The sequence below is a fragment of the Robertmurraya mesotrionivorans genome, from assembly GCF_050971805.1.
In the GTDB taxonomy this organism is placed as follows: domain Bacteria; phylum Bacillota; class Bacilli; order Bacillales; family Cytobacillaceae; genus Robertmurraya_A.
Map to the genome: position 1 here is coordinate 234,074 of NZ_JBPCCH010000003.1, position 22,755 is coordinate 256,828.

At 39.2% G+C, this 22,755-nt stretch carries 19 protein-coding genes; all 19 read right to left on the minus strand.

Going from position 1 to position 22,755, the window contains the following annotated elements; translation table 11 throughout:
* Nucleotides 1–22: 22 nt before the first annotated feature.
* A complete protein-coding gene (locus ACRX5O_RS07460; protein ID WP_433905374.1) occupies nt 23–1,108 on the minus strand; it encodes a GGDEF domain-containing protein in 1,086 nt (361 codons plus the stop codon).
* A 142-nt stretch (nt 1,109–1,250) separates the two neighbouring features.
* Nucleotides 1,251–2,210 carry an ABC transporter permease gene (locus tag ACRX5O_RS07465; protein WP_433905375.1) on the minus strand — a complete coding sequence of 320 codons (960 nt, stop codon included), beginning with the start codon at nt 2,208–2,210 and terminating at the stop codon, nt 1,251–1,253.
* The gene (locus tag ACRX5O_RS07470) at nt 2,211–3,257 is read right to left on the minus strand and encodes an ABC transporter permease (RefSeq protein WP_433905376.1); all 1,047 of its coding nucleotides are present in this window, start codon (nt 3,255–3,257) and stop codon (nt 2,211–2,213) included.
* Complete coding sequence (locus ACRX5O_RS07475) at nt 3,250–4,785, minus strand: ABC transporter ATP-binding protein (RefSeq protein WP_433905377.1); 1,536 nt, start codon at nt 4,783–4,785, stop codon at nt 3,250–3,252. Before ACRX5O_RS07475 ends, ACRX5O_RS07470 begins: the two co-directional genes overlap by 8 nt.
* A 253-nt stretch (nt 4,786–5,038) precedes the next feature.
* Nucleotides 5,039–6,151 carry a BMP family lipoprotein gene (locus ACRX5O_RS07480; RefSeq protein ID WP_433905378.1) on the minus strand — a complete coding sequence of 371 codons (1,113 nt, stop codon included), beginning with the start codon at nt 6,149–6,151 and terminating at the stop codon, nt 5,039–5,041.
* Nucleotides 6,152–6,240: 89 nt separating this feature from the next.
* A complete protein-coding gene (locus tag ACRX5O_RS07485; RefSeq protein ID WP_433905379.1) occupies nt 6,241–6,966 on the minus strand; it encodes a GntR family transcriptional regulator in 726 nt (241 codons plus the stop codon).
* Between the two features lie 245 nt (nt 6,967–7,211).
* Complete coding sequence (locus tag ACRX5O_RS07490; protein ID WP_433905380.1) at nt 7,212–9,551, minus strand: DNA translocase FtsK; 2,340 nt, start codon at nt 9,549–9,551, stop codon at nt 7,212–7,214.
* A 152-nt stretch (nt 9,552–9,703) separates the two neighbouring features.
* Entirely contained in the window at nt 9,704–9,916 is a 213-nt protein-coding gene (locus tag ACRX5O_RS07495; protein ID WP_433905381.1) for a YlzJ-like family protein, read from the minus strand.
* Entirely contained in the window at nt 9,913–10,668 is a 756-nt protein-coding gene (locus ACRX5O_RS07500; protein WP_433905382.1) for a ClpP family protease, read from the minus strand. Before ACRX5O_RS07500 ends, ACRX5O_RS07495 begins: the two co-directional genes overlap by 4 nt.
* Before the next feature lie 121 nt (nt 10,669–10,789).
* Nucleotides 10,790–12,457 (minus strand): ribonuclease J, encoded by a 1,668-nt coding sequence (locus tag ACRX5O_RS07505; protein WP_433905383.1) that lies wholly within the window; start codon nt 12,455–12,457, stop codon nt 10,790–10,792.
* 211 nt (nt 12,458–12,668) lie between these two features.
* Complete coding sequence (gene dapA / locus ACRX5O_RS07510) at nt 12,669–13,535, minus strand: 4-hydroxy-tetrahydrodipicolinate synthase (RefSeq protein ID WP_433905384.1); 867 nt, start codon at nt 13,533–13,535, stop codon at nt 12,669–12,671.
* Nucleotides 13,536–13,576: 41 nt separating this feature from the next.
* On the minus strand, nt 13,577–14,797 hold the full coding sequence (gene dapG, locus ACRX5O_RS07515; protein ID WP_433905385.1) for an aspartate kinase: 1,221 nt from the start codon (nt 14,795–14,797) through the stop codon (nt 13,577–13,579).
* Nucleotides 14,798–14,829: 32 nt separating this feature from the next.
* Nucleotides 14,830–15,882, minus strand: a complete 1,053-nt coding sequence (gene asd, locus ACRX5O_RS07520; RefSeq protein WP_433905386.1) for an aspartate-semialdehyde dehydrogenase — start codon at nt 15,880–15,882, stop codon at nt 14,830–14,832.
* Nucleotides 15,883–16,146: 264 nt separating this feature from the next.
* On the minus strand, nt 16,147–16,746 hold the full coding sequence (gene dpaB / locus ACRX5O_RS07525; protein ID WP_433905387.1) for a dipicolinate synthase subunit B: 600 nt from the start codon (nt 16,744–16,746) through the stop codon (nt 16,147–16,149).
* Between the two features lies 1 nt (nt 16,747).
* A complete protein-coding gene (gene dpaA, locus ACRX5O_RS07530) occupies nt 16,748–17,644 on the minus strand; it encodes a dipicolinic acid synthetase subunit A (RefSeq protein WP_433905388.1) in 897 nt (298 codons plus the stop codon).
* Nucleotides 17,645–17,786: 142 nt separating this feature from the next.
* Nucleotides 17,787–18,026, minus strand: a complete 240-nt coding sequence (locus tag ACRX5O_RS07535) for a YlmC/YmxH family sporulation protein (protein ID WP_066053414.1) — start codon at nt 18,024–18,026, stop codon at nt 17,787–17,789.
* A 116-nt stretch (nt 18,027–18,142) separates the two neighbouring features.
* Nucleotides 18,143–19,378, minus strand: a complete 1,236-nt coding sequence (locus ACRX5O_RS07540) for a M16 family metallopeptidase (protein ID WP_433905389.1) — start codon at nt 19,376–19,378, stop codon at nt 18,143–18,145.
* Nucleotides 19,379–19,443: 65 nt separating this feature from the next.
* On the minus strand, nt 19,444–20,415 hold the full coding sequence (locus ACRX5O_RS07545; protein WP_433905390.1) for a polysaccharide deacetylase family protein: 972 nt from the start codon (nt 20,413–20,415) through the stop codon (nt 19,444–19,446).
* Nucleotides 20,416–20,576: 161 nt separating this feature from the next.
* Entirely contained in the window at nt 20,577–22,697 is a 2,121-nt protein-coding gene (gene pnp / locus ACRX5O_RS07550) for a polyribonucleotide nucleotidyltransferase (RefSeq protein WP_433905391.1), read from the minus strand.
* Nucleotides 22,698–22,755: the final 58 nt, after the last annotated feature.

Genomic DNA, 22,755 nt, shown 5'->3' on the forward strand with positions numbered 1-22,755 from the left:
AAAACCTCCAGTAGTTGGAGGTTTAAATCAGTGAAGAAATTTGGTGAGGGGGATAGGTGTTTCGGTAGGTAAATCCCGTATCAAAAATCGCTTGGTTCTTCCCTTTTTTCTTGGCTTCATACAAGAGCCAATCTGCAATTGCGAGTAAATCTTCATCCTCACGATGATGCTTAGAATATGCAACACCAAAGCTCATAGTTACATTGCTCATACAGCTATTAAATGTTAATGCATTCATCTTTCCATAGATATCTGTAAAAAACGCATTCATATCATGATCACTAAGATTTGGTAGAATAATAGCAAACTCCTCTCCACCATAGCGGAAGGCCTCTCCACCAGCTTGATTCGAACACTCTTTAAAAAGTTTTCCAATTTGCGCTAGAACTTCGTCTCCAGCTATATGGCCATAGCGGTCATTGATTCTTTTAAAATGATCAATATCTGACATCAATAATATAAACGGTTCCTTCTCTTTTTTCTGGTTTTTCATTTCTTCCTGAAAACTACGATGATTATATAAACCCGTTAAGTAATCGGTAATCATTAGCTCATAATAAATTTCCTTTTGTTTCAAGTGTTTTCTTTCACGTAAAACTAGCATTGAGCCAAATAAACCAACTATCCAAATAAATGCGACATTAAGAGCAAAAATGGTCAGAATAAGCGGCGATATATCTTGTTCCGTTAACAAAATAATCGTATACCCTATGGTAGCACTAGCTGATGAAATAAATGCTCCTTTTGTGTGCCAATAGATGGTCGCGTGCATGATGATCAAATAAAATATAGGAAATAACGGACTCGTTACTCCACCAGACAAGGCTAGGAGCCAAATCACAGCTATGTAGTCAAAGATAATACCCGCTTTTGTTAATAGATGAAAATATGGATTCTGAGGTTTAAGTTTCAAAAATGCTATTTGAGTACAAATCATATAGGTAATCCCAACTATCAGTAGGATCGGGAATGTGCGATGTTCGAGCTCTAGTAATTCTGAAAAAAATGGCGAATAAAATAATACTACAGATACAACTAAAAAAATCCAACGTAAGTAAGAAAAAATCTTTTCCGTCTCATAATCGTCTAAGTATAATGACAACCTCATATTCAAACCTCTTCTATCGAATGGATTACCCCCATTTTACCATATTCTTGTAGACTGAACATTAAAATTATACAAATGTTCGAAAATTTAACAAAAGTTAGTAGAATTGCGAAGACAAAAAAATCTCCGTAAGAACGGAGATTTATCTATTTCCTTTAATATATGGTGTGCCGAGTGCTTTTGGTCCTTCTGCTCTTCCGATGAATCCTGTTAATGCTAGGATCGTTAAGATGTATGGTGCGATTAACAAGTATACACTCGGGATATTTTCTAATAATGGCAAGCTTGAGCCAATGATACTTAAGCTTTGTGCGAATCCGAAGAATAACGCTGCGCCCATTGCTCCAAGCGGATGCCATTTACCAAATATTAATGCCGCAAGTGCCATAAACCCTTGTCCGGAGATCGTCGCGTGACTGAAGTCAGATGAAATGGACTGAGCATATACTCCCCCACCAATACCTCCAAGTGCTCCTGAGATGATAACTCCAATATATCTCATTTTTGTCACGTTAATCCCCATCGTATCTGCTGCCATTGGATGCTCACCTACAGCGCGAAGGCGAAGACCGAACGGTGTTTTAAACATGACAAACCATGCGATAAACGCAACAATGATTGCCACAAAAGAGGTGTAGTAGGTATTGGAAAAGAATAGTTTTCCTAAAACAGGGATATCACTTAAGACAGGAATATCTATTTTACTAAAGCCCTTTTGAATGATGTCGGTTTGACCTTTTCCGTAGAAAAGCTTAACAAGAAAAAGTGCTGCACCAACTGCCAATAGGTTGATTGCCACCCCAGAAACGGTCTGGTCAGCTCGGAATGTAATCGACGCAACAGCATGTAAAACCGATAACAAGCCACCAACAACCATTGCCGCTAATAACGCAATCCAAGGAGTTAAGTTACCGAGTGTCTGGTCAAAGGCAAGATTAAATACGATAGCGGTAAATGCACCGATTACCATTAAACCTTCAAGTCCAATGTTAACAATACCTGAACGCTCTGAAAAGTTACCGCCTAACGCAGTGAAAATAAGTGGTGCTGCCCAAAGTAAAGTAGAAGGTATTACGATATATAAAATATCCATGAATCCCACTTACTTCACCCCCTTTTTACTAATACGATCAATAAACAGACGAATCATATAACTTGCTGCAACAAAGAAGACAATTAAAGCAATAATTATATCAACAAGCTCATTTGGAACTCCCGCCTCAAGTGGCATATTTAAAGCCCCAACTTTTAATGCTCCGAAAAGTAATGCTGCTAAAATGACACCTATAGGTCCGTTTCCACCCAAAAGAGCAACGGCAATTCCATCAAATCCAACTCCAGTGAAACCACCTTTAATGGATGCATAACCAAATGTTCCTAGTCCTTCCATAGCACCCGCTAGACCCGCAAAAGCGCCTGAGATAACCATAGAAAGAATAATATTTTTATCAACATTCATACCAGCGTAGTGAGAAGCATGCTGGTTGAATCCAACTGAACGTAATTCGTATCCACGAGTTGTCTTTTCAAGTAGGAACCACATAATAAATACACCAATTAATGCAATTACAATTCCCCAATGCAAACGTGAATAGTCGGTTAATCCTTCTAGGAAAGATGATCGTAAAGTTGCTGTGTCCTTAATCATTTCCGTACGATCGCTTTTTTCAGATAGAACCGTACGGATAATATAGTTTGTCACATGAAGTGCCGTATAATTTAACATGATCGTTACGATTACTTCGTGTACACGGAATTTTGCTTTTAAAAGGCCCGGAATAAATGCCCATAGTGCACCTGCAACTCCTGCTGCAATAACTGCAACGAGTGTATGAATAACAGCAGGAAGATCAAACGCTACCCCAACCCAAACAGCTGCCAACCAGCCTACAATTAACTGTCCTTCAACTCCAATATTGAAAAGACCTGTACGGAAGGCAAATGCGACCGATAACCCGGCTAAAATAAGAGGAGTGACCTGTCGAATTACTTCTCCAGTATAATAAATCTCACCAAACGCACCGTTCCAAAGGGCTGTAAAGGCAGCTACTGCATCGTAGCCTGTCACAATCATAATAATGGTTCCTACTAACATCCCTAATATTACAGCCATGATAGGAACAATAATATTTTTCACACGATTAGACATTTGTTTGTTCACCTACTTCCTTCTGTTTGGAACCAGCCATTAATAATCCAAGTTCCTGTTCCGTTGTTTCCTTTGGATTTACAATAGCAACGATTTCCCCTTCGTAAATAACCGCGATTCGGTCACTAACATTAAGAATTTCATCTAGTTCAAAGGAAAGCAATAATACGGCTTTTCCATTGTCTCTTTGTTCAATTAGTCGCTTATGGATAAACTCAATGGCCCCAACGTCAAGCCCACGTGTTGGCTGAGCTGCGATAAGCAAGTCCGGATTCCGGTCCACTTCACGACCGATGATCGCCTTTTGTTGGTTCCCCCCAGATAAAGCTCGTGCAAGAGTGAATTCACTTGGTGTACGAACATCAAACTCTTGAATAAGTGATTTTGCTTTTTGATAGATTTGTTTAAAATTTAAAACACCAGCTTTTGAAAATGGTGATTTATAGTATGTTTGCAGCACCATGTTTTCCCCAATAGGAAAATCTAAAACAAGTCCATGCTTATGACGGTCCTGCGGAATATGCCCTGTACCAGCCTCCGTAATTTTACGAGGTGAAAGATTTCGAATCTCTTTCCCATTCAACTGGATTGAACCACTTTCTGATTTACGCAATCCAGAAATCGCTTCAATTAACTCCGTTTGACCATTCCCATCAACACCTGCGATACCAAGGATTTCTCCTGCCTTAACATCAAGGTTCAGGTTATTTACAGCTGTTAATCCCCTGGAATCTTTCACTACCAAACCATTTATCTCTAGAACACTTTGAGCAGGCTTTGCATCTGCCTTCTCTGTTTTAAAGGTAACTTCACGTCCAACCATCAAGCTTGCAAGTTCATTTGGATTTGTTTCACTCACATTTACTGTACCAATCCCAACACCCTTACGGATAACGGTACAACGGTCACATACTTCCATGATTTCTTTAAGCTTATGAGTAATTAGAATGATTGACTTGCCCTCTTTAATAAGCGTTTTCATAATTTGTATAAGTTCTTTGATTTCCTGTGGAGTCAAAACAGCTGTTGGCTCATCAAAAATCAAGATTTCGGCGCCTCTATAGAGCGTTTTCAATATTTCTACTCTTTGTTGCATTCCAACAGAAATGTCAGCGATTTTTGCTTGGGGATCAACTGCTAGCCCATAACGCTCGGAAATTTCTCTTACTTCTTGCTCAGCCTTTTTTAAATCGATTTTTAAACCTGATTTTGTTTCCTTACCAAGGATAATGTTTTCTGTTACCGTAAACTTGTCTACTAACATAAAATGCTGATGAACCATTCCAATTCCTAAATCATTAGCAATATTGGGATTCGTAATTTTCACCGCTTTGCCTCGAACACGAATCTCCCCTTGTTCTGGCTGATATAAACCAAACAGCACATTCATTAATGTTGATTTTCCTGCACCGTTTTCACCAAGCAATGCATGAATTTCCCCTTGCTTTAGTTGCAAAGTAATATTATCGTTGGCGACGATTCCTGGGAATTCTTTACGGATACCTAGCATTTCAATAACATATTCCATTTCTCTTCTCACTCCTTGCTCAAAGTTTAAGCAAATTATTCGTAAAAGTAAGAGGTCAGACCTTTAGCATTTTTTAAAAAACTTGGTATCCCAAGCATGTAGTATGACCTATTATTTTTTGGGTAAATTCCCCTAATAATAAAAATGCAAATGAAACGTAGAAGCATTTTCTACCCTTCAGTTCCATTTCTACTTTTTTCCTTAAAAAAGGAATAAGAGGTAGGAAAGATCCTCTTATTCCTTTGTCCAAACATTATTTTACAGAGAAAGATTTTAACTCTTCTAAAGTAGATGGGATCACTAGATCACCGTTCTTAATTTTCTCAGAGAAATCAGCAATTGCTGTTTCAATGTCAGCTTTAGCTGCTACTTCTTCATTAATTGGAGCTAGACCCACACCATCTTCAGCTAAACCGTAAGTGATTGTTTCTCCACCAGGGAAGTCTCCACCTTTAGCTTTTAAAGAAAGATCTTTAACTGCGTTGTCAACACGCTTAAGTGCAGAAGTAATGATTACGTTATGCTCTTTGCCATCGATTTCTACTACACCCTCAGCTGTTTGGTCAGAGTCTACACCGATTGCCCAAACTTGTCTTTCAGGCTCTTTCTTCTTAAGGTCACGAGCTTCTTTGAATAGACCATTACCAGTTCCACCAGCAGCATGGAAGATTACGTCAATACCTTTAGAATACATACTAGAAGCAATTGTTTGACCAACTTCCGCTTTGTCGAATGCACCAGCATATTGTACGTCAACAGTAATATCAGGGTTTACAGCTGCAACACCAGCTTTAAATCCAGTTTCAAAACGCTCGATAACAGGAATTTCCATTCCGCCAAGGAAACCGATTTTATTAGAAGTAGTAGCTTTTGCAGCAGCTACACCAGCTAAGAAACCTGATTCTTGTTCTTTAAACATAATGCTTACTACATTTGGCTCTTCAACAAGAGCATCAACAATTGCAAAGTTGCTTTCTTTTTGTTGTGCAGCGATTTCTTTAATTGCACCTTCCATAAGGAAACCAATACCGAATACTAGATCAAAATCTTGACGAGCAAGAGTGTTTAAGTTTGTAGAATAATCAGCGTCTGATTGTGATTGCAGGTAGTCAAAACCATCTTTACCTTTTTCAAGGCCCACTTCTTCACCATATGCTTGAAGACCTTCCCATGCAGATTGGTTGAATGACTTGTCATCCACTCCACCTACGTCAGTAACCATTGCTACTGTGAATGCGTCTTCTGTTGTTTCTGTGTTGCCACCTTCAGCTGCATTGTTTTCTTCTTCTGCTTTTCCACATGCACCTAAAATTGTTCCAGCAGCAAGAACCAATGATAGAGCTAAACCGAATTTACGCTTTTTCATGGTTTGAAACCCCCTATGAATTTTTGTTGGATTTAGCAAGAATGCTTAGCAATCCGATGAAACATTAGTTTCATTCTCTTTAAAGAACATTATATTCTTTTTCTAAGTACATGAAAACTAAATTTATCGGCTCTAAAGTAGTTTACCGAAAAAAGGATTGGTTCATCCATTTCGTCAAAATGCATTTGCTTTAATACAAGCAAAGCAGTTTCCGGATCACATTCTAAGATGGGAGAAACTTTTTCATGATAACCGATCGGTTCGATTTGAGCCACTGCGTATGTAATATTTCGATTTGCTTCCTCTTCAAGTATGTTGAAGATGGATTCCTCTCCATGTGAAAAGGTCTCAGGCAGAATTTTGTTGGGAACTTTGTCGATACAATATACAACTGGTTCTCCATTGGCTGTTCGAACTCTCTCCATTACCACAATTTCGTCATCTACAGAACATGAGAAACGACGGATGTCCTCTTCGGTAGCTCCTTGAGTAGATGAGCTCAAGAAAATGGTACCTGGTTTCATACCTGCTTGAATAATCATGTTTGTTACACTATTTAGTTGTTCAATTCCCGACGTAAATAAAGGCTTAGCATGGACAAACGTCCCTACTCCATGACGGCGAATGATGACGTTTTCCTCTTCAAGAATTCGCAGAGCTTCTCGAAGCGTCGCCCTGCTCACACCGAGCTGCTTAGCAAGGTCAAATTCAGACGGGAGCTTTTCTTTCTCTTTGTATATCCCCGACTCAATATCCTTTTTTAGCCGATCGATGACCTGTAAATACAAATGTCGGTTATCTGACTTAATAGACATGCAAGCATCCTCCAACCATTTCTAAAGACATCAGACCTCTGATGTTCAATCATTCCTACTAATCGAAAATACTATAACACTTTTTTAGGTATAAATAAATAGAGTTTAGAAATTTTGTCGAAAAAACGTGTTAACTTATTTCACACGTTGCCCTTACAGTACTCTACGATAAATTATGCCACACTAAACATAGTGAAAACGTTTCCAATATGTTCTAATTAGAAAGGCGATATGAATCGCCCTTCCTAGTCTATTTTTCCTACTGAGGAATCTTCAGTAGGCTTCGTCATTAACACTGTACGCGGTTTACTTCCTTCGTATGGTCCAACAACTCCTCTTAGCTCCATTTCATCAATAAGACGTGCTGCACGAGAATAACCTATACGAAATCTACGCTGTAGCATAGAGACGGATGCGGTTTGCATTTCAAGAATGAGATCAACAGCGTCATCATATAAATCATCATCCACTTCAGAGGTAGGCTCAGGAATATCATCTGGAATCATTTCCTGTTGATACTGCGCCTTTTGTTGACCAATAACAAAATCGACTATCTCTTCTACTTCTTCATCTGATAAAAATGCTCCCTGTACGCGAATAGGTTTTGACGCACCTACTGGCATAAATAGCATATCCCCACGACCAAGCAATTTTTCAGCTCCTCCGGAATCCAAAATTGTCCGTGAGTCGATCTGAGAGGATACAGCAAAAGCAATTCTTGACGGAATATTTGCTTTAATAACACCTGTAATAACATCAACCGATGGGCGTTGAGTAGCAATAATTAAGTGAATACCAGCCGCACGAGCCATTTGAGCTAATCTTGTAATAGCATCTTCCACATCTGAAGAAGCCACCATCATTAAATCAGCAAGCTCGTCCACAATAACAACAATATACGGAAGAAGTGGTTGCTTCGAATCTTCCTCCATATTGATTCGGCGAATATAATCATTATATCCTTCAATATTACGTGTACCTGTATGGGAAAAGAGCTCATATCGTCTTTCCATCTCACTAACTACCTTTTTTAATGCCTGTGATGCCTTCTTTGGATCTGTCACAACAGGTGCTAATAGATGTGGGACTCCATTATAAACATTCAGCTCAACCATCTTCGGGTCGATCATCATTAATTTCACTTCATGAGGCTTGGCTCTCATTAAGATACTCGTAATAATTCCATTAATACATACACTCTTACCGCTTCCAGTTGCACCAGCAACAAGTAAGTGAGGCATTTTATTTAATTCCGCTAAAACTGCTTCGCCCGTAATATCACGACCAAGTCCAATCATAAGCTTTGATTCTGGTCGATCATTCTTCTTTGACTCCAATACTTCACGCAGAGATACCATAGCAACCTCTGAATTAGGCACCTCAATTCCAATCGCCGATTTGCCTGGGATCGGTGCTTCCATTCGGATATCCTTAGCCGCTAATGCAAGTGCTAAATCATCACTTAAATTAACAATTTTACTTACTTTCACACCTACATCTGGATGAACTTCATACTTTGTAACCGCTGGACCTAGATGAACTTGTGTTACTTTTGCTTTTACTCCAAAACTTAAGAACGTTCGTTCAAGCTTTGCTGCATTTGCATGTATTAGCTCATATTCACCACTTTGATCCGTATGACGAGGTGCTTTTAACAAATGAATCGGCGGCAGCTCATAATCTTTATTTTCGACTTCCGTAAAGGTAATTGGCGGTACACTATCCTCTTCTGTTTGTGACTGCACCTTCCCTTTTTTTGCCGATTGTTCCACGGGTGGTTCAGTATAGGCTCTCTCTGTGAAGCTAGAAATAATAGGTTCAATAACTCTTTCTTCTTCTGGCGGTGTCATTGCACTAGAAATAGGAATGACTCTCTCTTCTTGTTCCTTTTTTTCTATTTCTTTTCGTTTTTCTTCCTTCTTTTTCTTGGTCTTCTCGGTTCGTTCTTTCCTCCAAGTTTTCATATCATCCCCAAAAGCATGAAGCTGATTCTTTAGAAACTGACCAAAGGCAATGATGGCTTTTCCTAGAGGCTCACCTAATGTTCTACCTGTGAGCAAAATGAATCCAATAATAAAGAATAGAGCAGCAATAATTTTTGTTCCTGCCTCAGCAAACAAATAATAGGACATGGCAAATAAAAGTGCACCAATCATTCCCCCGCCTAAATCGGTTGTACTTGTTTCACCTCTAACTTCCATCCAATAAAGCTCGAAAGTATTTTTTATTACACTTGGGCTTTCTGTTCTTCCATCATTTGCAAGAAGTTCAAACAATGTAACATGGCTCAGAAGTAATAGGGCAGAAACAATAAAATACATTCCTATCAATTTACTTTGGAAAAAGGATGGAATTTCACGTTTCCACATAAAATACGCACCGATGACAGCCAAACTAATTAAATTCACCATATACCATTCGCCTGAAAAGAAGCGAAAGAACATAACAACAGCATGTCCAACCGCACCAAGTCTGGCAATGGAAATAGTCGCTAATGCAATTAGAATAAGTCCAATGAGTTCGAATTTAACCGTTCGCTTAAAACCATCCTTACTTCTTGTTTGTCGTCTTTTTTTCTTTGCCATTTTATCACCTTACTGTTGAATTGTTACTACTATCTTAGTCGTTTGTTTTATGTACTAAACCCTTTGATAAAGACAAGAAAAGCAGCCTCAGTTGGCTGCCTACCTGATACAACTATATTATAGCATAACTTATCCATCCTGAAAGACACCCTTTACAAGAAAGATATTTTTGCTCCTGGTGTACATCTTTCATCTAAAAAATGAGCCGGGTCGCTACTCATCACACGAACCACTCGATAAACACCTTCTGCGTCAGACTCAACTAATAAAGGAATCCCATCAAGATCATACATTTTCTGTTGAGTAACTTCCATATTTTCATTCGGATAAATCATTTCTGGTGGGGTGAGTGTATAAAGGATCATTGAACCATCCCCTCTGTTCCCTCACTGTTAATCGCAATCAGTTCATTTAACTTCTTCATTGCTTGGCCAATCCCGCCAACTTCATCGATTAAGCCGTATTTTACAGCATCCGTACCCACTACATTTGTACCGATATCTCTTGTGAGGTTTCCTTTTTCAAACATTAATTCTTTAAACTTCTCTTCTGTGATCTTAGAGTGCTTTGTTACAAAAGTAACCACTCGATCCTGCATCTTATCTAAATACTCAAAGGTTTGAGGCACACCGATAAATAAACCGGTCAAACGGATCGGATGAATCGTCATCGTTGCAGTCTCTGCAATATACGAGTAATCACAAGATACCGCGATTGGTACTCCAATGGAGTGGCCACCACCCAACACAATGGACACAGTTGGCTTAGATAGAGAGGCAAGCATCTCAGAGATTGCCAGCCCTGCTTCCACATCTCCACCTACCGTATTTAGGACCACAAGCAGCCCCTCAATCTTCGGGTTTTGCTCAATTGCTACGAGTTGTGGAATGAGATGTTCGTATTTCGTCGTTTTGTTTTGCGGAGGAAGGGTCATATGACCTTCAATCTGACCGACAATTGTTAAGCAGTGTATTTTTGAATCCTGTGCTAACTGTGGGACATTCGTTTGTCCTAGCTGTTGGATTTTTTCGATTAAGCTTGATGGTTTTTCTTCCTTTGGGGTTTCTTGTCCGTTCCCCCCTCCATCATCCGGTTTATTATATTTAATTGGTTCCATACCAAATCTCCCTTCAGACATGATATCGTTAGTATGAAACCCATGATGGTTTTTCATGCGAGAAATGGAAATTTGAAAAAAGCTCACGAAAAAGAAAAACTTTTTCATGAGCTTTTTAATCTTATATTTCCATAATAATTGGGAGAATCATTGGTCGACGTTTTGTTTTGTCGTATAAAAATTGATTTAATTCATCTCTCATGCTTTGCTTCATCGTTCCCCAATCAAATGATTCTCTGGTTGTGTTTCTTTCTACAATACTTCTAACCAACTGTGTGGATTCTTCCATGAGCTTTTCTGACTCTCTCACATAAACAAAGCCACGTGAAATTATCTCTGGCCCAGCAGTGATTTTCTTTTCTGCTCTGCTTAGTGTGACAACAACGATTAAAATTCCATCCTGAGATAATAAACGGCGATCCCTTAGGACGATGTTACCGACATCTCCCACACCACTGCCATCGATAAGCACATTGCCAGCAGGTACTTTTCCAGCGGGTTTAAAACGCTCATTTTTAATTTCTAATACCTCTCCTCTTTCGGGAATGAAAATGCGATCCGTTGTAATCCCACATTGAGCAGCCACTTTGCTATGAGCCTTTAGCATTCGATATTCCCCATGAACAGGAATAAACAGCTTAGGGTTCATTAAGTTGATCATAAACTTCAGCTCTTCTTGGCTACCGTGGCTAGAGGTATTCACGATTCTCTTTCCGGAGATCACATGTGCTCCTGCGCGGTACAGCATATCAATGGTTTTATAAATAAACACTTCACTCCCTCTGAGAGGAGAGGCAGCAATGAGAACCGTGTCGCCTTTTTTGATATTTACTTGCCGGTGAATTTGTTTTGCCATTTTTTGAAGGGCTTCAATCGGTTCACCTTGTGTTCCAGTTGTTAACACTACAATCTCATCATCAGGATAATTATCAATTTCTTCAATTGGAATGATTAGCTCATCGTGAACTTGCAAGTAATGTAAATCCAAGGCAATGTGAAAGATCTTCTCTAGGCTTTTTCCTACTACAGCAATCTTTCTTCTGCTTTCATATGCTGCATCAAACACATGCTGAATTCGATTAATGTCAGATGCAAATGTTGCTGCGATAATTCTTCCTTTTGCATTATAAAAAGCATCAGACATTTCCCTTACAACGATTGATTCAGAAGGTGTATAGCCAGGCTTTTCTGCTTCCGTGCTATCAGATAGTAAGCAAAGAACCCCTTCTTCCCCAATTTGGGCCATTTTCCCAATTTCAGGTTTATAAAGTTCAGTCGCTGCCTGGTCAAATTTAAAATCGCCTGTATATACAATTGCCCCTTCAGATGTATGAACACTGATACCAACAGAGTCAGGGATGCTATGATTTGTTTTGAAGAAAGACACTTCACACGTATCGAAATTCACAACAGAATCTGAAGTAATGATCCGGAAATCCGTTTTTCCTTTGTATTCCTGCTCGTCCAACTTTGCTTTTGCAAGTGCAAGCGTCAGCTTCGTTCCATATACAGGAACATGTAACTCTCTTAATGTATAAGATAATGCCCCAATATGATCCTCATGTCCATGCGTTAGAAAAATAGCTTTCACTCGAACTTTGTTTTGAATTAAATATGTAATATCTGGAATAACAATATCAATTCCTAGCATTTCATTTTCAGGAAACATTAACCCTGCGTCTAAAACAAATAAATCACCGTCCACGTCAATAACATACATGTTTTTCCCGAATTCCCCGACTCCCCCCAGAGCCACAAGCTTAATACTTTCATTCTTTCTCTTATTCAAAGTAGAATCCTCCTATGCTGTCAATTCATCCGACCCAAGATCAGTTATGATTATTATACTTGAATGATGAAATCCTTTACAACCAAAATTAAACTTGTTTGATTAGGAAGTGGATAAATCTGTATTTACATCCTTGACTTTGGCAAATACGGTCAAATTCCCACATAATAAAAGGCCAACCCAAAACGAGGTTGACCTAATGGTTTACATTTTAGCGAAATAACGCGATAATCTGTGCTCTTTCTTGCTCATTCAATGGTACTAGAGGAAGTCTTACGGACCCCACATCAAGACCTTTAATTTGAAGAGCTGTTTTTACAGGAGCTGGGCTTGGTGCTTTAAACAATCCTTCCATTAATGGCAGGAGCTGTTGATGCTTCTTTGCAGCCTCTTGGATATCGCCATTTACAAAGGCTGACACCATTTCTTGCATCTCATTCCCGATCACATGTGATGCTACTGACACAATCCCTACCCCACCAATAGAAAGAATTGGAATCGTTAGCCCATCATCACCACTGTATAACAAGAAGTCATCATCTGTACCTGCAATAATTGCCGTCATGGCATTTAAATTACCACTAGCCTCTTTAACCGCTACAATATTATCAATTTTAGATAAGCGAATGATTGTTTCTGGTAAGATATTGACAACTGATCTACCTGGGATATTATACACCATAACAGGAAGAGTTGTTGCCTCAGCTGCTGCCTTAAAGTGCTGATACAATCCTTCTTGATTTGGTTTATTGTAATAAGGAGCAACGATCATCACAGCGTCTACGCCAATTTCCTCTGCTTTTTTTGTTAGCTCAATGGTTGCATATGTGTTATTGCTTCCTGTCCCTGCAATAACAGGAACACGCTTATCTACAACCTTCACCACATGTTGAAATAAAGCGATTTTTTCTTCCTTCGATAACGTTGGAGACTCACCAGTTGTTCCAGCAATAACTAGTGAATCCGAACCGTTTTCAATCAAGTGATTGATTAATAATGTTGTTTTTGCAAAATCAATATGCCCTTTGCTATCAAAAGGCGTAACCATCGCCGTAGAGACTCGACCAAATAAAACCATATTGCCACTCCTTTAAATCTAATCCACTTAGAAAAAAATCTTTAGTTCTCTTCATCAAGGTTAAAGGCATCATGCAACGAATTAACGGCTGTTACAAGATCATCTTCCTTAACAAGAACCCATATCGTTGTATGACTATCAGCCGATTGAAGTATGCGAATTCCATTTTCAGAAAGAGCTGATACAATTTTTGAAGTAACTCCCGGAACACCGGCTATTCCTGCACCCACAACAGATACCTTTGCACAATTTTTCTCAAACTCAGGCTCATGACCTAAATCACGTAGAACGGTAAGTGCCTTATCCGTCATTTCACTGGATACGGTGTATACCACGCCATTAGGTGAAATGTTAATAAAATCAACACTAATCTTCTCATTGGCCATTGATTTAAACACTTCAGCTTGAAGGTTATATTGACCTTTTTTAGCAAGCACTTTAATTTGAGTGACAGGTGATAGATGTGCAATACCCGTTACAGTCCGTTCCTTTATATCACTTCCGCGATGATCATTCGAAGTAGAGGTAACAAGCGTTCCCTCTCCATCCGAATAGGTAGAACGAATTCGAATCGGCACCTTCGCTTGCATAGCAATTTCAACCGCTCTTGGGTGAATGACTTTCGCACCCTGATACGCCATATTACATACTTCTGTATACGTAACAACCGAAAGTGGTCTAGCATTTTCAGCAATTCTAGGGTCTGCTGTCATAATTCCTTCGACATCTGTAAATATGTCGATAACCTCTGCTTTTAAAGCTGCTCCGAGTGCTGCAGCTGACGTGTCACTTCCTCCACGTCCTATCGTAGTAATGTCACCATTTTGAGCGGCACCTTGAAAGCCTGCAACAACCACTACATCGTATTGTTCCAGTTCTTCAATTACACGCTCACAATTCATTTTAATAATCTTCGCATTTGTATGGTCATCAGTAGTTAGAAAACCTGCTTGCGCACCAGTTAACGAAGTTGCGTTAACCCCTGCCTCAAGCAGTAAGTTAGAGAAAACCACACTCGAAATGGCTTCCCCACATGACAGTAGTAAGTCTTGTTCACGTTTAGAAATTAGACTTTGTGCACCGCCGATAAGGGAAAGCAGAGTGTCTGTTGCATATGGATCACCTTTTCTACCCATAGCGGATACAACGACCACCACTTTATACCCTTCAGCTAATGCATTTTTAATATGTCCAATTGCAAGATTTCGACTTTTTTCATCTTTTACTGAAGTGCCACCGAATTTTTGAACAATCATTCTCATTGTTACACCTCTAGGTTTACAGCTTTAAAATTCTATTTTACAATACCTAACTTCACTAAACTTTCTGCGATTTGGACAGAGTTCCATGCAGCTCCTTTAAGGAGATTATCTGAAACAACCCACATATGGAAGCCTTTTTCATTGTCCAAATCCTTACGAATACGGCCGACAAATACATCATTTTTACCAACACAATTTGCAGGCATTGGATATAGTTGGTTTTCCGTGTCATCTTGAAGCACGACTCCTGGTGCATTCTCTAGTAAGTTCTTAACATCCTGTGCAGTTACACCAGCTTGATCTACTTCAACAAATAATGACTCAGAGTGTCCTGTCGCAACTGGGAGACGAACGCAAGTAGCTGCCACTTGGATTTCTGGTAAGTGCATAATTTTCTTTGTTTCATTGATCATTTTCATTTCTTCATACGTAAATCCGTTTTCTTGGAACTTATCAATTTGTGGAATGGCATTAAAAGCAATTTGATAATGCTTTTTATCAGATTTTACTGGCAAGATTTTTGGTTCGTAACTTTCATTAGCTACGATTGCTTTTGTTTGCTCGTACAACTCTTCCACCGCTGCCGCACCAGATCCAGAAACCGCTTGATACGTTGAAACGATAATTTTATTTAAGCCATATTGCTTACGAATTGGTTCTAATGCTACGACCATTTGGATCGTAGAGCAATTCGGATTAGCAATAATTCCTTTATGTTCATGTAAGTCCATTTCATTTACTTCAGGTACGACAAGTGGAACATTTTCATCCATGCGGAATGCGCTTGTGTTATCCACAACAATAGCACCATGCTTAACCGCTTCTGGTGCTAGTTCAAGTGATACGCTTCCACCTGCACTAAATAACGCAATATCGACCCCTTCAAAGCTCTCTGGCTTTGCTACTTGAACCGTATGTTCTACGCCTTTAAAAAGGACTTTACTACCTGCTGAACGTGGTGATGATAATAACGTTAATTTTGAGATTGGGAATTCTCTATTTTCAAGAGTTTGAATCATTTGTTGACCTACTGCTCCTGTTGCTCCCACAACAGCTACATGAAATCCTTTTTCTGATAATGCCATTTCGTTATTCCCCTTCCAATATCTCTAATGTTCGATATGAATTCTAGTAAAACATTTATCGCATTATTAAAAACATCAACATGTAATAAATGTCCTTTGTACCGCCATTCTGTTCCATGGCTATATAATAACATTTATTTTAACATATTCATGCATTAATGAAGTACATTTTTTATTTAAGCCGTGCAAAGGAATCTATTTTTCCTCGTAACACGGCTTTTAGTCTATTGCTAGAGTTGGATGAGGGCATATTACCTCTATTGTCTACTGTGCATCTTTATACCTTTCGACGAGTACTGGTTGAATTTGTCGGCCAGAAAGAGCGGCTTCCACTGTATCGGATAGCATGGTCATACGTGCGACTAATGAATTTGGTTTTTTAACTGGATCATCTTGACCGTACGGAATAAAAAATATATTTTTTGTCGCCATCAATCTCATCAAATTGACTCCATTTAAGCCAAGAGCATCATTTGTGGAAATCCCTAATACTACGGGTTTTCCATTTCGTAACGTCGCTTTGGCAGCCATTAAAACAGGAGAATCAGTCATCGCATTAGCAAATTTACTCATTGAATTTCCAGTTAGTGGAGCGATAATCATGCAGTCTAATGGAATCTTTGGTCCTAGCGGCTCGGCACCAACAATCGAATCAATCACTTTATTTCCAGTTAACTTTTCAATTCTTTCAATCCAATCCTCACCTTTTCCAAAGCGAGTAGTTGTATTTTTCACGGTGTTTGTTACCACTGGTAATACTTCTGCACCAGCATTGATAAGATTCTCGATTTCTGGATATACAGCATCATACGTACAGTGAGAACCCGTCAAACCGAAGCCGATTTTTTTCCCTTGTAAGCTCATGTTACTTCCCCTTTCTTGAATGCATATCATCTAACAGCAGTTGAGAAAGAACGTTTGCTAAAATTTGACCTGCCGTTTTTGGAGCAACGATGCCTGGAAGTCCTGGGGCCAAAAGAGCTTTTATTCCCCTTTTTTCAGCATATCGAAAGTCGGTTCCACCAGGCTTTGATGCTAAATCAATGATCAGTGTATGAGTAGGCATTCTTGAGATAACGGAAGCCGTGACGACTAAATCAGGAATCGTATTGATACAAATATCAACATCCTTCACCTGTTGCGATAGTTCGTCAAGGTGAAATGGTGTTAAAGCCATTTCAGTAATTCGAGCAATATGCTCTCCTTTTCTCGCTCCCACTTTCACTTTTGCCCCTAAAGCAGAGAATGTGCGTGCCACACTCATTCCTACTCTCCCTAAGCCAAGCACCATAATCGTTGATCCATGTATAGTAAAGTCGGTGTGCTGAATTGCCATCATAATCGTGCCTTCTACTGTCGGTATGGAATTATAAATAGCAACATCGTCCCGTTCGAACAATTTCACGAGTCTTCGTTTGGAGTCACCCGTAATTTTATTCAAGTATGCATTGGAAATTCCGGAATAAATCGTACAATGTTCTGGTGTTTGCTCTAAGTGTTCTGCAGTTAAAACTACTTTTTCATTCGAGAAGATCGTTTCTACTTGACCTTCCATATTCGTTCCAGCTACCGGCAAAATGATCGCATCTATATCTGAAAATACTACTTCATCCAATTTCTCCTTTACTGCACCAGTAAAGGCATGGTCGAGTTGCTCAAAGCCAATCAAAGAGAGCTTCGCATCGAGCTCTGTTAGCTTTCGGACGATTTCGAGCTGTCTTGCGTCTCCGCCTATGACTGCTATTTGCATCCCTGTTAGCATGAAACACTCACCTTCTTTTTAAATGATCCAAATCCAATTCTTACTGCATTACTCCAACATACTATGTATTTACCCCAGAATCGGTGAGTTTTCCTAGGAAAAAAGCCTAAATAAAAAAGAACTGATGCATACGCACAGTTCTTTACTCCTCTTGAATATCAATGATAATCATATCCGTCCCAATTGTTTTTATATGCTTCCATGGAACTCTTACCTCTCCACCTTGCCTTTTAAAACCAAACCATTTGACCGAGGGAATCAAAAGAGCCTGTATTTGGCCATTGCTTTCGTTTATCTCTAAATCCGTCTGACCAAGTATGCCAAGCCTTTCTGCTTTTTTGACATCTACAATTTCCTTCCCGCTCAATTCACTTAGTCTCAATTTCATCTCTCCCCCTTTTGTCCTCTCTATATCCTAGTATAGGGAAGATAAATATATACGTAGGAATAAAAAGAAATAACAAAAAAGCCTGAGCAGAAAATCTCAGGCTTTAAAAACTATATATTTTTTGGAAGAACTCCGTCTGGACTAATCAAGGACACAGAATACTTGTCATTGAAGATTTTATTAGCCATAGCATCTACACCATCTTTTGAAACGGCATCAATTTGCTCAACAATTTCATCAAGCGTACGATGTCTTCCTAATAGAAGCTCGTTCTTCCCGTTACGGCTCATCCTGCTATTCGTGCTTTCAAGACTAAGCATTAAGCTACCCTTTAGCTGCTCCTTACTATTTCGAAGCTCCTTATCTGTAATACCTTCAGCCTTTAGCTTTGACAAGGTTTCTTGAATCGTATCAAATAGTACGTCCAACTGCTTTGCACCTGTACCACCGTAAATCGTAATTACTCCAGAATCTTGGAACGAGGAATGATAAGAATACACAGAATATGCAAGACCACGCTGTTCACGAACCTCTTGGAACAACCTACTACTCATACTTCCACCTAATATATTATTTAAAGTGATCAGGTTATAAATTTCCTCATCCCCAACCTGTAACCCTTCAAATCCTATACATAAATGGGCTTGCTCCGTTTCTTTCTTTCTTGAAAGTCGGTTTGTATGAAACTCAGGCTTATCAAATTGATTGTTCGATTTCCCTGCCTCGTATGACCCGAACAACTTCTCCACTTCTTGAATAAAGGCTTCAGAAATATTTCCTGCAACCGAAATAACCACATTTTCCGGGGTGTATGTATCATGCATATATTGCTTTAGCGTGTCTCCTGTAAAGGTTGCTAAGGTATCCTCTGTTCCCAAGATCGGAAACCCGAGAGAATGGTTTTCATAAATCGCTTTACTTAAAAGATCATGAACGATGTCATCTGGTGTGTCATCATACATTTTAATTTCTTCATATACCACATTCTTTTCTTTATCTAATTCTTCAGCAACAAATGTCGAGTGGAAAAACATATCAGATAATACATCAAGAGCAAAGCTAGCATGGGTATCGAGAACCTTCGCATAATAGCAAGTATATTCCTTGGATGTAAAGGCGTTCACTTGTCCACCAATGCTATCGAAACTTTCTGCAATTTCCCTAGCACTTCTTGTTTTTGTTCCTTTAAAGAACATATGCTCAAGAAAATGCGAAATTCCGTTATTTTCAGGTGTTTCATTTCGAGAGCCAGTTCCGATCCAAACACCGATTGCGACGGAACGAACTGTAGGGATATTTTCTAAAACAATTCTAACCCCATTTTGGCATGTATATCTCTTTATCACGTGAACTCCTCCTGTTCTACAGCGTACTGCTACGATAATTATACGTTTTCTGGTGTGACAATCAATTATTCTTGCACATTTAATACCGATTTCTTCATGATTCGTTCTTCACTCAATAACTCAGACACTGTATTAATTTCATATTTTTCAAGCTTAATTCGTTTAATAAGCTCATCAAGAGCTTTTGCCGTTGAATCGGTTGGATGCATGAGAATCATAGCACCTTTATGCACTTTACCCATCACACGGTTGATAAGTTGCTCTGGTGATGGCTTTTGCCAGTCAATGGTATCGACACTCCACATGACTGTTCCAAGCTTATACTCTGCTGCAATTTTCACTACTTCCTCACGGTAGCTTCCGCTTGGCGGAGCGAGCCAAACAACTTCCTCTCCCGTTGTAGCTTTTATCACTTCGTTTGTTTTCACAATTTCTTCTCGAATTTTGGCTGAAGAAATTTGCTTCATATCTGGATGAGTGTAAGAATGGTTACCAACTTCATGACCGGCCTCAACAATCATTTTTGCAAGCTCCGGATTTTCTTTTACCCATCTTCCTTCAAGGAAAAAGCTTGCATGAACATTATTCTTTTTTAACGTTTCCAAAATTGATCCAAGGTACTCATTTCCCCATGCGACATTTATAATAAACGAAACCATCGGCTTATCAGGGTGGCCTTTATAAATGGCGGTCGGGGGCAAATCCTTTAAATGAACTGCTGGTGTTGTCTGTATGTATACGAGTTTGCTTTCATCGAATTTCCCGTCCTTTTTCATCTTAGCATAACTAGCAGAAATGTCGACTTTTAAACCATTATATCCAGGGATGGCCTTCCAAACAGGGTCAACCTTTGCATCTTGAGCTGGTTTTTCGTATTCTTTTGCTATTTCTTCAATCTCCATATACAGGGCATTTTTTTGACCTGAAGCAGGAATATTTATCACCTTTAATCCATTTACGTATCGATCCGTAAGCGGATTGTTAACTAACATAATAGAGAGCATACCAATTATAGAAATAGTAATTAGTTTCTTCATTCTTTTCCTCCTCCTTCACTTGTACATTATGTAGAGAAAGGACAAGGTAGAACAAGCAAAGGACAATTCTTTCTATGCACTAAAAACTAACTAATTGTAAGCGGTGCCATTATGTTGTATGGAAAAAGCCAGGGAAAGACCTGGCTTTTCGTTGTAATTCTTTATTTTTGGGCTTGTTCTTTTTGTTCACGTTGTTCTTTAAGAACGACTTTACGTGACAAGTTTACTCGGCCTTGCTTATCGATTTCCATAACTTTCACTAAGATTTCATCACCAATAGCTACCACATCTTCTACTTTGCCTACTCTTTCTTCAGCAAGTTCAGAAATGTGAACTAATCCATCTTTTCCGCTAAATAGCTCAACAAATGCTCCGAATTTTTCAATTCGTTTTACTTTCCCTAAATACATTTGTCCAATTTCAACTTCACGAACGATGTCTTCAATGATTTTCTTAGCTTTTTGGTTCATTTCTTCATTAGTAGATGAGATGAAGACTGTACCATCTTGCTCGATATCAATTTTTACGCCAGTTTCTTCAATAATCTTATTGATTTGCTTTCCACTTGGTCCAATAACATCACGAATCTTATCAGGGTTGATATAGATTGTAATAATCTTTGGTGCGTACTTAGAAAGCTGTTCTTTCGGAGTTGAAATCGTCACAAGCATGGAATCAAGAATTTGCATACGGCCTTTCTTTGCTTGCTGCAATGCTTCTTCAAGAATTTGTCTTGATAAGCCTTCGATTTTAATATCCATTTGTAAAGCTGTTACACCTTTTGACGTACCAGCCACTTTAAAGTCCATATCGCCCAGATGATCTTCCATTCCTTGGATATCAGTAAGGATTGTGTAATGCTCACCAGATTTCACAAGACCCATCGCAATACCAGCTACAGGAGCTTTAATTGGAACACCAGCGTCCATCATTGCCAAAGTACTCGCACAAATACTTGCTTGGGATGTAGAACCGTTTGATTCTAATACTTCTGATACGAGACGAATCGTGTATGGGAAATCCTTTTCAGAAGGAATAATTGGTTCTAGTGCACGCTCACCTAACGCACCATGTCCAATTTCACGACGACCAGGTCCACGCATCGGACCAGTTTCTCCAACAGAGAAATTCGGGAAGTTATAGTGGTGCATGAAACGCTTTTCTTCTTCGATTCCTAGTCCGTCTAGGATTTGTACATCTCCTAAAGCTCCAAGTGTACAAATACTCAACGCTTGAGTTTGTCCACGTGTGAACAGACCAGAACCATGTGTACGAGGAAGCAGAGCTACCTCTGATGATAGCGGACGAATCTCCTCTGGCTTACGGCCATCAGGTCTAACCTTTTCTTCTGTAATTAAACGGCGAACTTCGCCTTTAACCATCTTATCTAAAATTTGTTTTACTTGTTTTAAGTCTTCGTCTTCTGCTTTTTCTTCCTCGTATTTTGCAATAACCGTATCCTTTACGGCACGGATAGCATCTTCACGAGCGTGCTTTTCTTGAACTTGAATGGCTTTAATCATATCTGCTTCGCACATTTCACGAATTTCCGCTTCAAGTTCAGCATCTAGTTGATATAAATTAACTTCTGTCTTTTCTTTCCCGATTTCAGCAGCAATTTCTTCTTGGAATGCGATTAATCTCTTGATTTCTTCATGTCCAAACATAATTGCTTCAAGCATCGTTTCTTCTGGTACTTCTTCTGCACCAGCTTCAACCATGTTAATTGCATCTTTTGTTCCAGCAACAACTAAGTGCATATCGCTCTTTTCTGTTTCTGCAACAGAAGGATTGATAATAAATTGACCATTAATGCGGCCAACTGTTACACCTGCAATTGGACCTTCAAAAGGAATATCTGAAACAGAAAGTGCCAGAGATGAACCAAACATAGCTGCCATTTCAGATGAGCAGTCTTGATCCACACTCATTACCATACTAACTACTTGAACTTCATTACGGAATCCATCAGCAAACAATGGACGAATCGGTCTGTCAATTAAGCGGCTAGCTAGTATTGCTTTTTCACTCGGACGTCCTTCACGTTTAATAAATCCACCAGGAATTTTTCCTACCGCGTATAGACGCTCCTCATAGTTTACTGTTAATGGAAAGAAATCGAGTTTCTTCGGTTCCTTCGATGCTGTTGCCGTACTAAGTACTGCTGTATCGCCATAGCGAACGAGCGCAGCGCCGTTTGCTTGTTTAGCAAGCTGTCCAATTTCGACAGAAAGCTTACGACCAGCCCAATCTATCGAATAGATTTTCTTGTCTTGTCCCATATTTTACCCCTCTCTACCAATTCTATTTGGTATGTTAACGTGTATTTACATGTATATA

Bases quoted from the DNA above. Each gene is read 5' to 3' on its own strand.
- ACRX5O_RS07460 (WP_433905374.1), bottom strand. From the start codon at position 1,108: ATGAGGTTGTCATTATACTTAGACGATTATGAGACGGAAAAGATTTTT.
- ACRX5O_RS07470 (WP_433905376.1), bottom strand. From the start codon at position 3,257: ATGTCTAATCGTGTGAAAAATATTATTGTTCCTATCATGGCTGTAATA.
- ACRX5O_RS07475 (WP_433905377.1), bottom strand. From the start codon at position 4,785: ATGGAATATGTTATTGAAATGCTAGGTATCCGTAAAGAATTCCCAGGA.
- ACRX5O_RS07480 (WP_433905378.1), bottom strand. From the start codon at position 6,151: ATGAAAAAGCGTAAATTCGGTTTAGCTCTATCATTGGTTCTTGCTGCT.
- ACRX5O_RS07485 (WP_433905379.1), bottom strand. From the start codon at position 6,966: ATGTCTATTAAGTCAGATAACCGACATTTGTATTTACAGGTCATCGAT.
- ACRX5O_RS07490 (WP_433905380.1), bottom strand. From the start codon at position 9,551: ATGGCAAAGAAAAAAAGACGACAAACAAGAAGTAAGGATGGTTTTAAG.
- ACRX5O_RS07495 (WP_433905381.1), bottom strand. From the start codon at position 9,916: ATGATCCTTTATACACTCACCCCACCAGAAATGATTTATCCGAATGAA.
- ACRX5O_RS07500 (WP_433905382.1), bottom strand. From the start codon at position 10,668: ATGGAACCAATTAAATATAATAAACCGGATGATGGAGGGGGGAACGGA.
- dapA (WP_433905384.1), bottom strand. From the start codon at position 13,535: ATGGTTTTATTTGGTCGAGTCTCTACGGCGATGGTTACGCCTTTTGAT.
- dapG (WP_433905385.1), bottom strand. From the start codon at position 14,797: ATGAGAATGATTGTTCAAAAATTCGGTGGCACTTCAGTAAAAGATGAA.
- asd (WP_433905386.1), bottom strand. From the start codon at position 15,882: ATGGCATTATCAGAAAAAGGATTTCATGTAGCTGTTGTGGGAGCAACA.
- dpaB (WP_433905387.1), bottom strand. From the start codon at position 16,746: ATGAGCTTACAAGGGAAAAAAATCGGCTTCGGTTTGACGGGTTCTCAC.
- dpaA (WP_433905388.1), bottom strand. From the start codon at position 17,644: ATGCTAACAGGGATGCAAATAGCAGTCATAGGCGGAGACGCAAGACAG.
- ACRX5O_RS07545 (WP_433905390.1), bottom strand. From the start codon at position 20,415: ATGAAGAAACTAATTACTATTTCTATAATTGGTATGCTCTCTATTATG.
- pnp (WP_433905391.1), bottom strand. From the start codon at position 22,697: ATGGGACAAGACAAGAAAATCTATTCGATAGATTGGGCTGGTCGTAAG.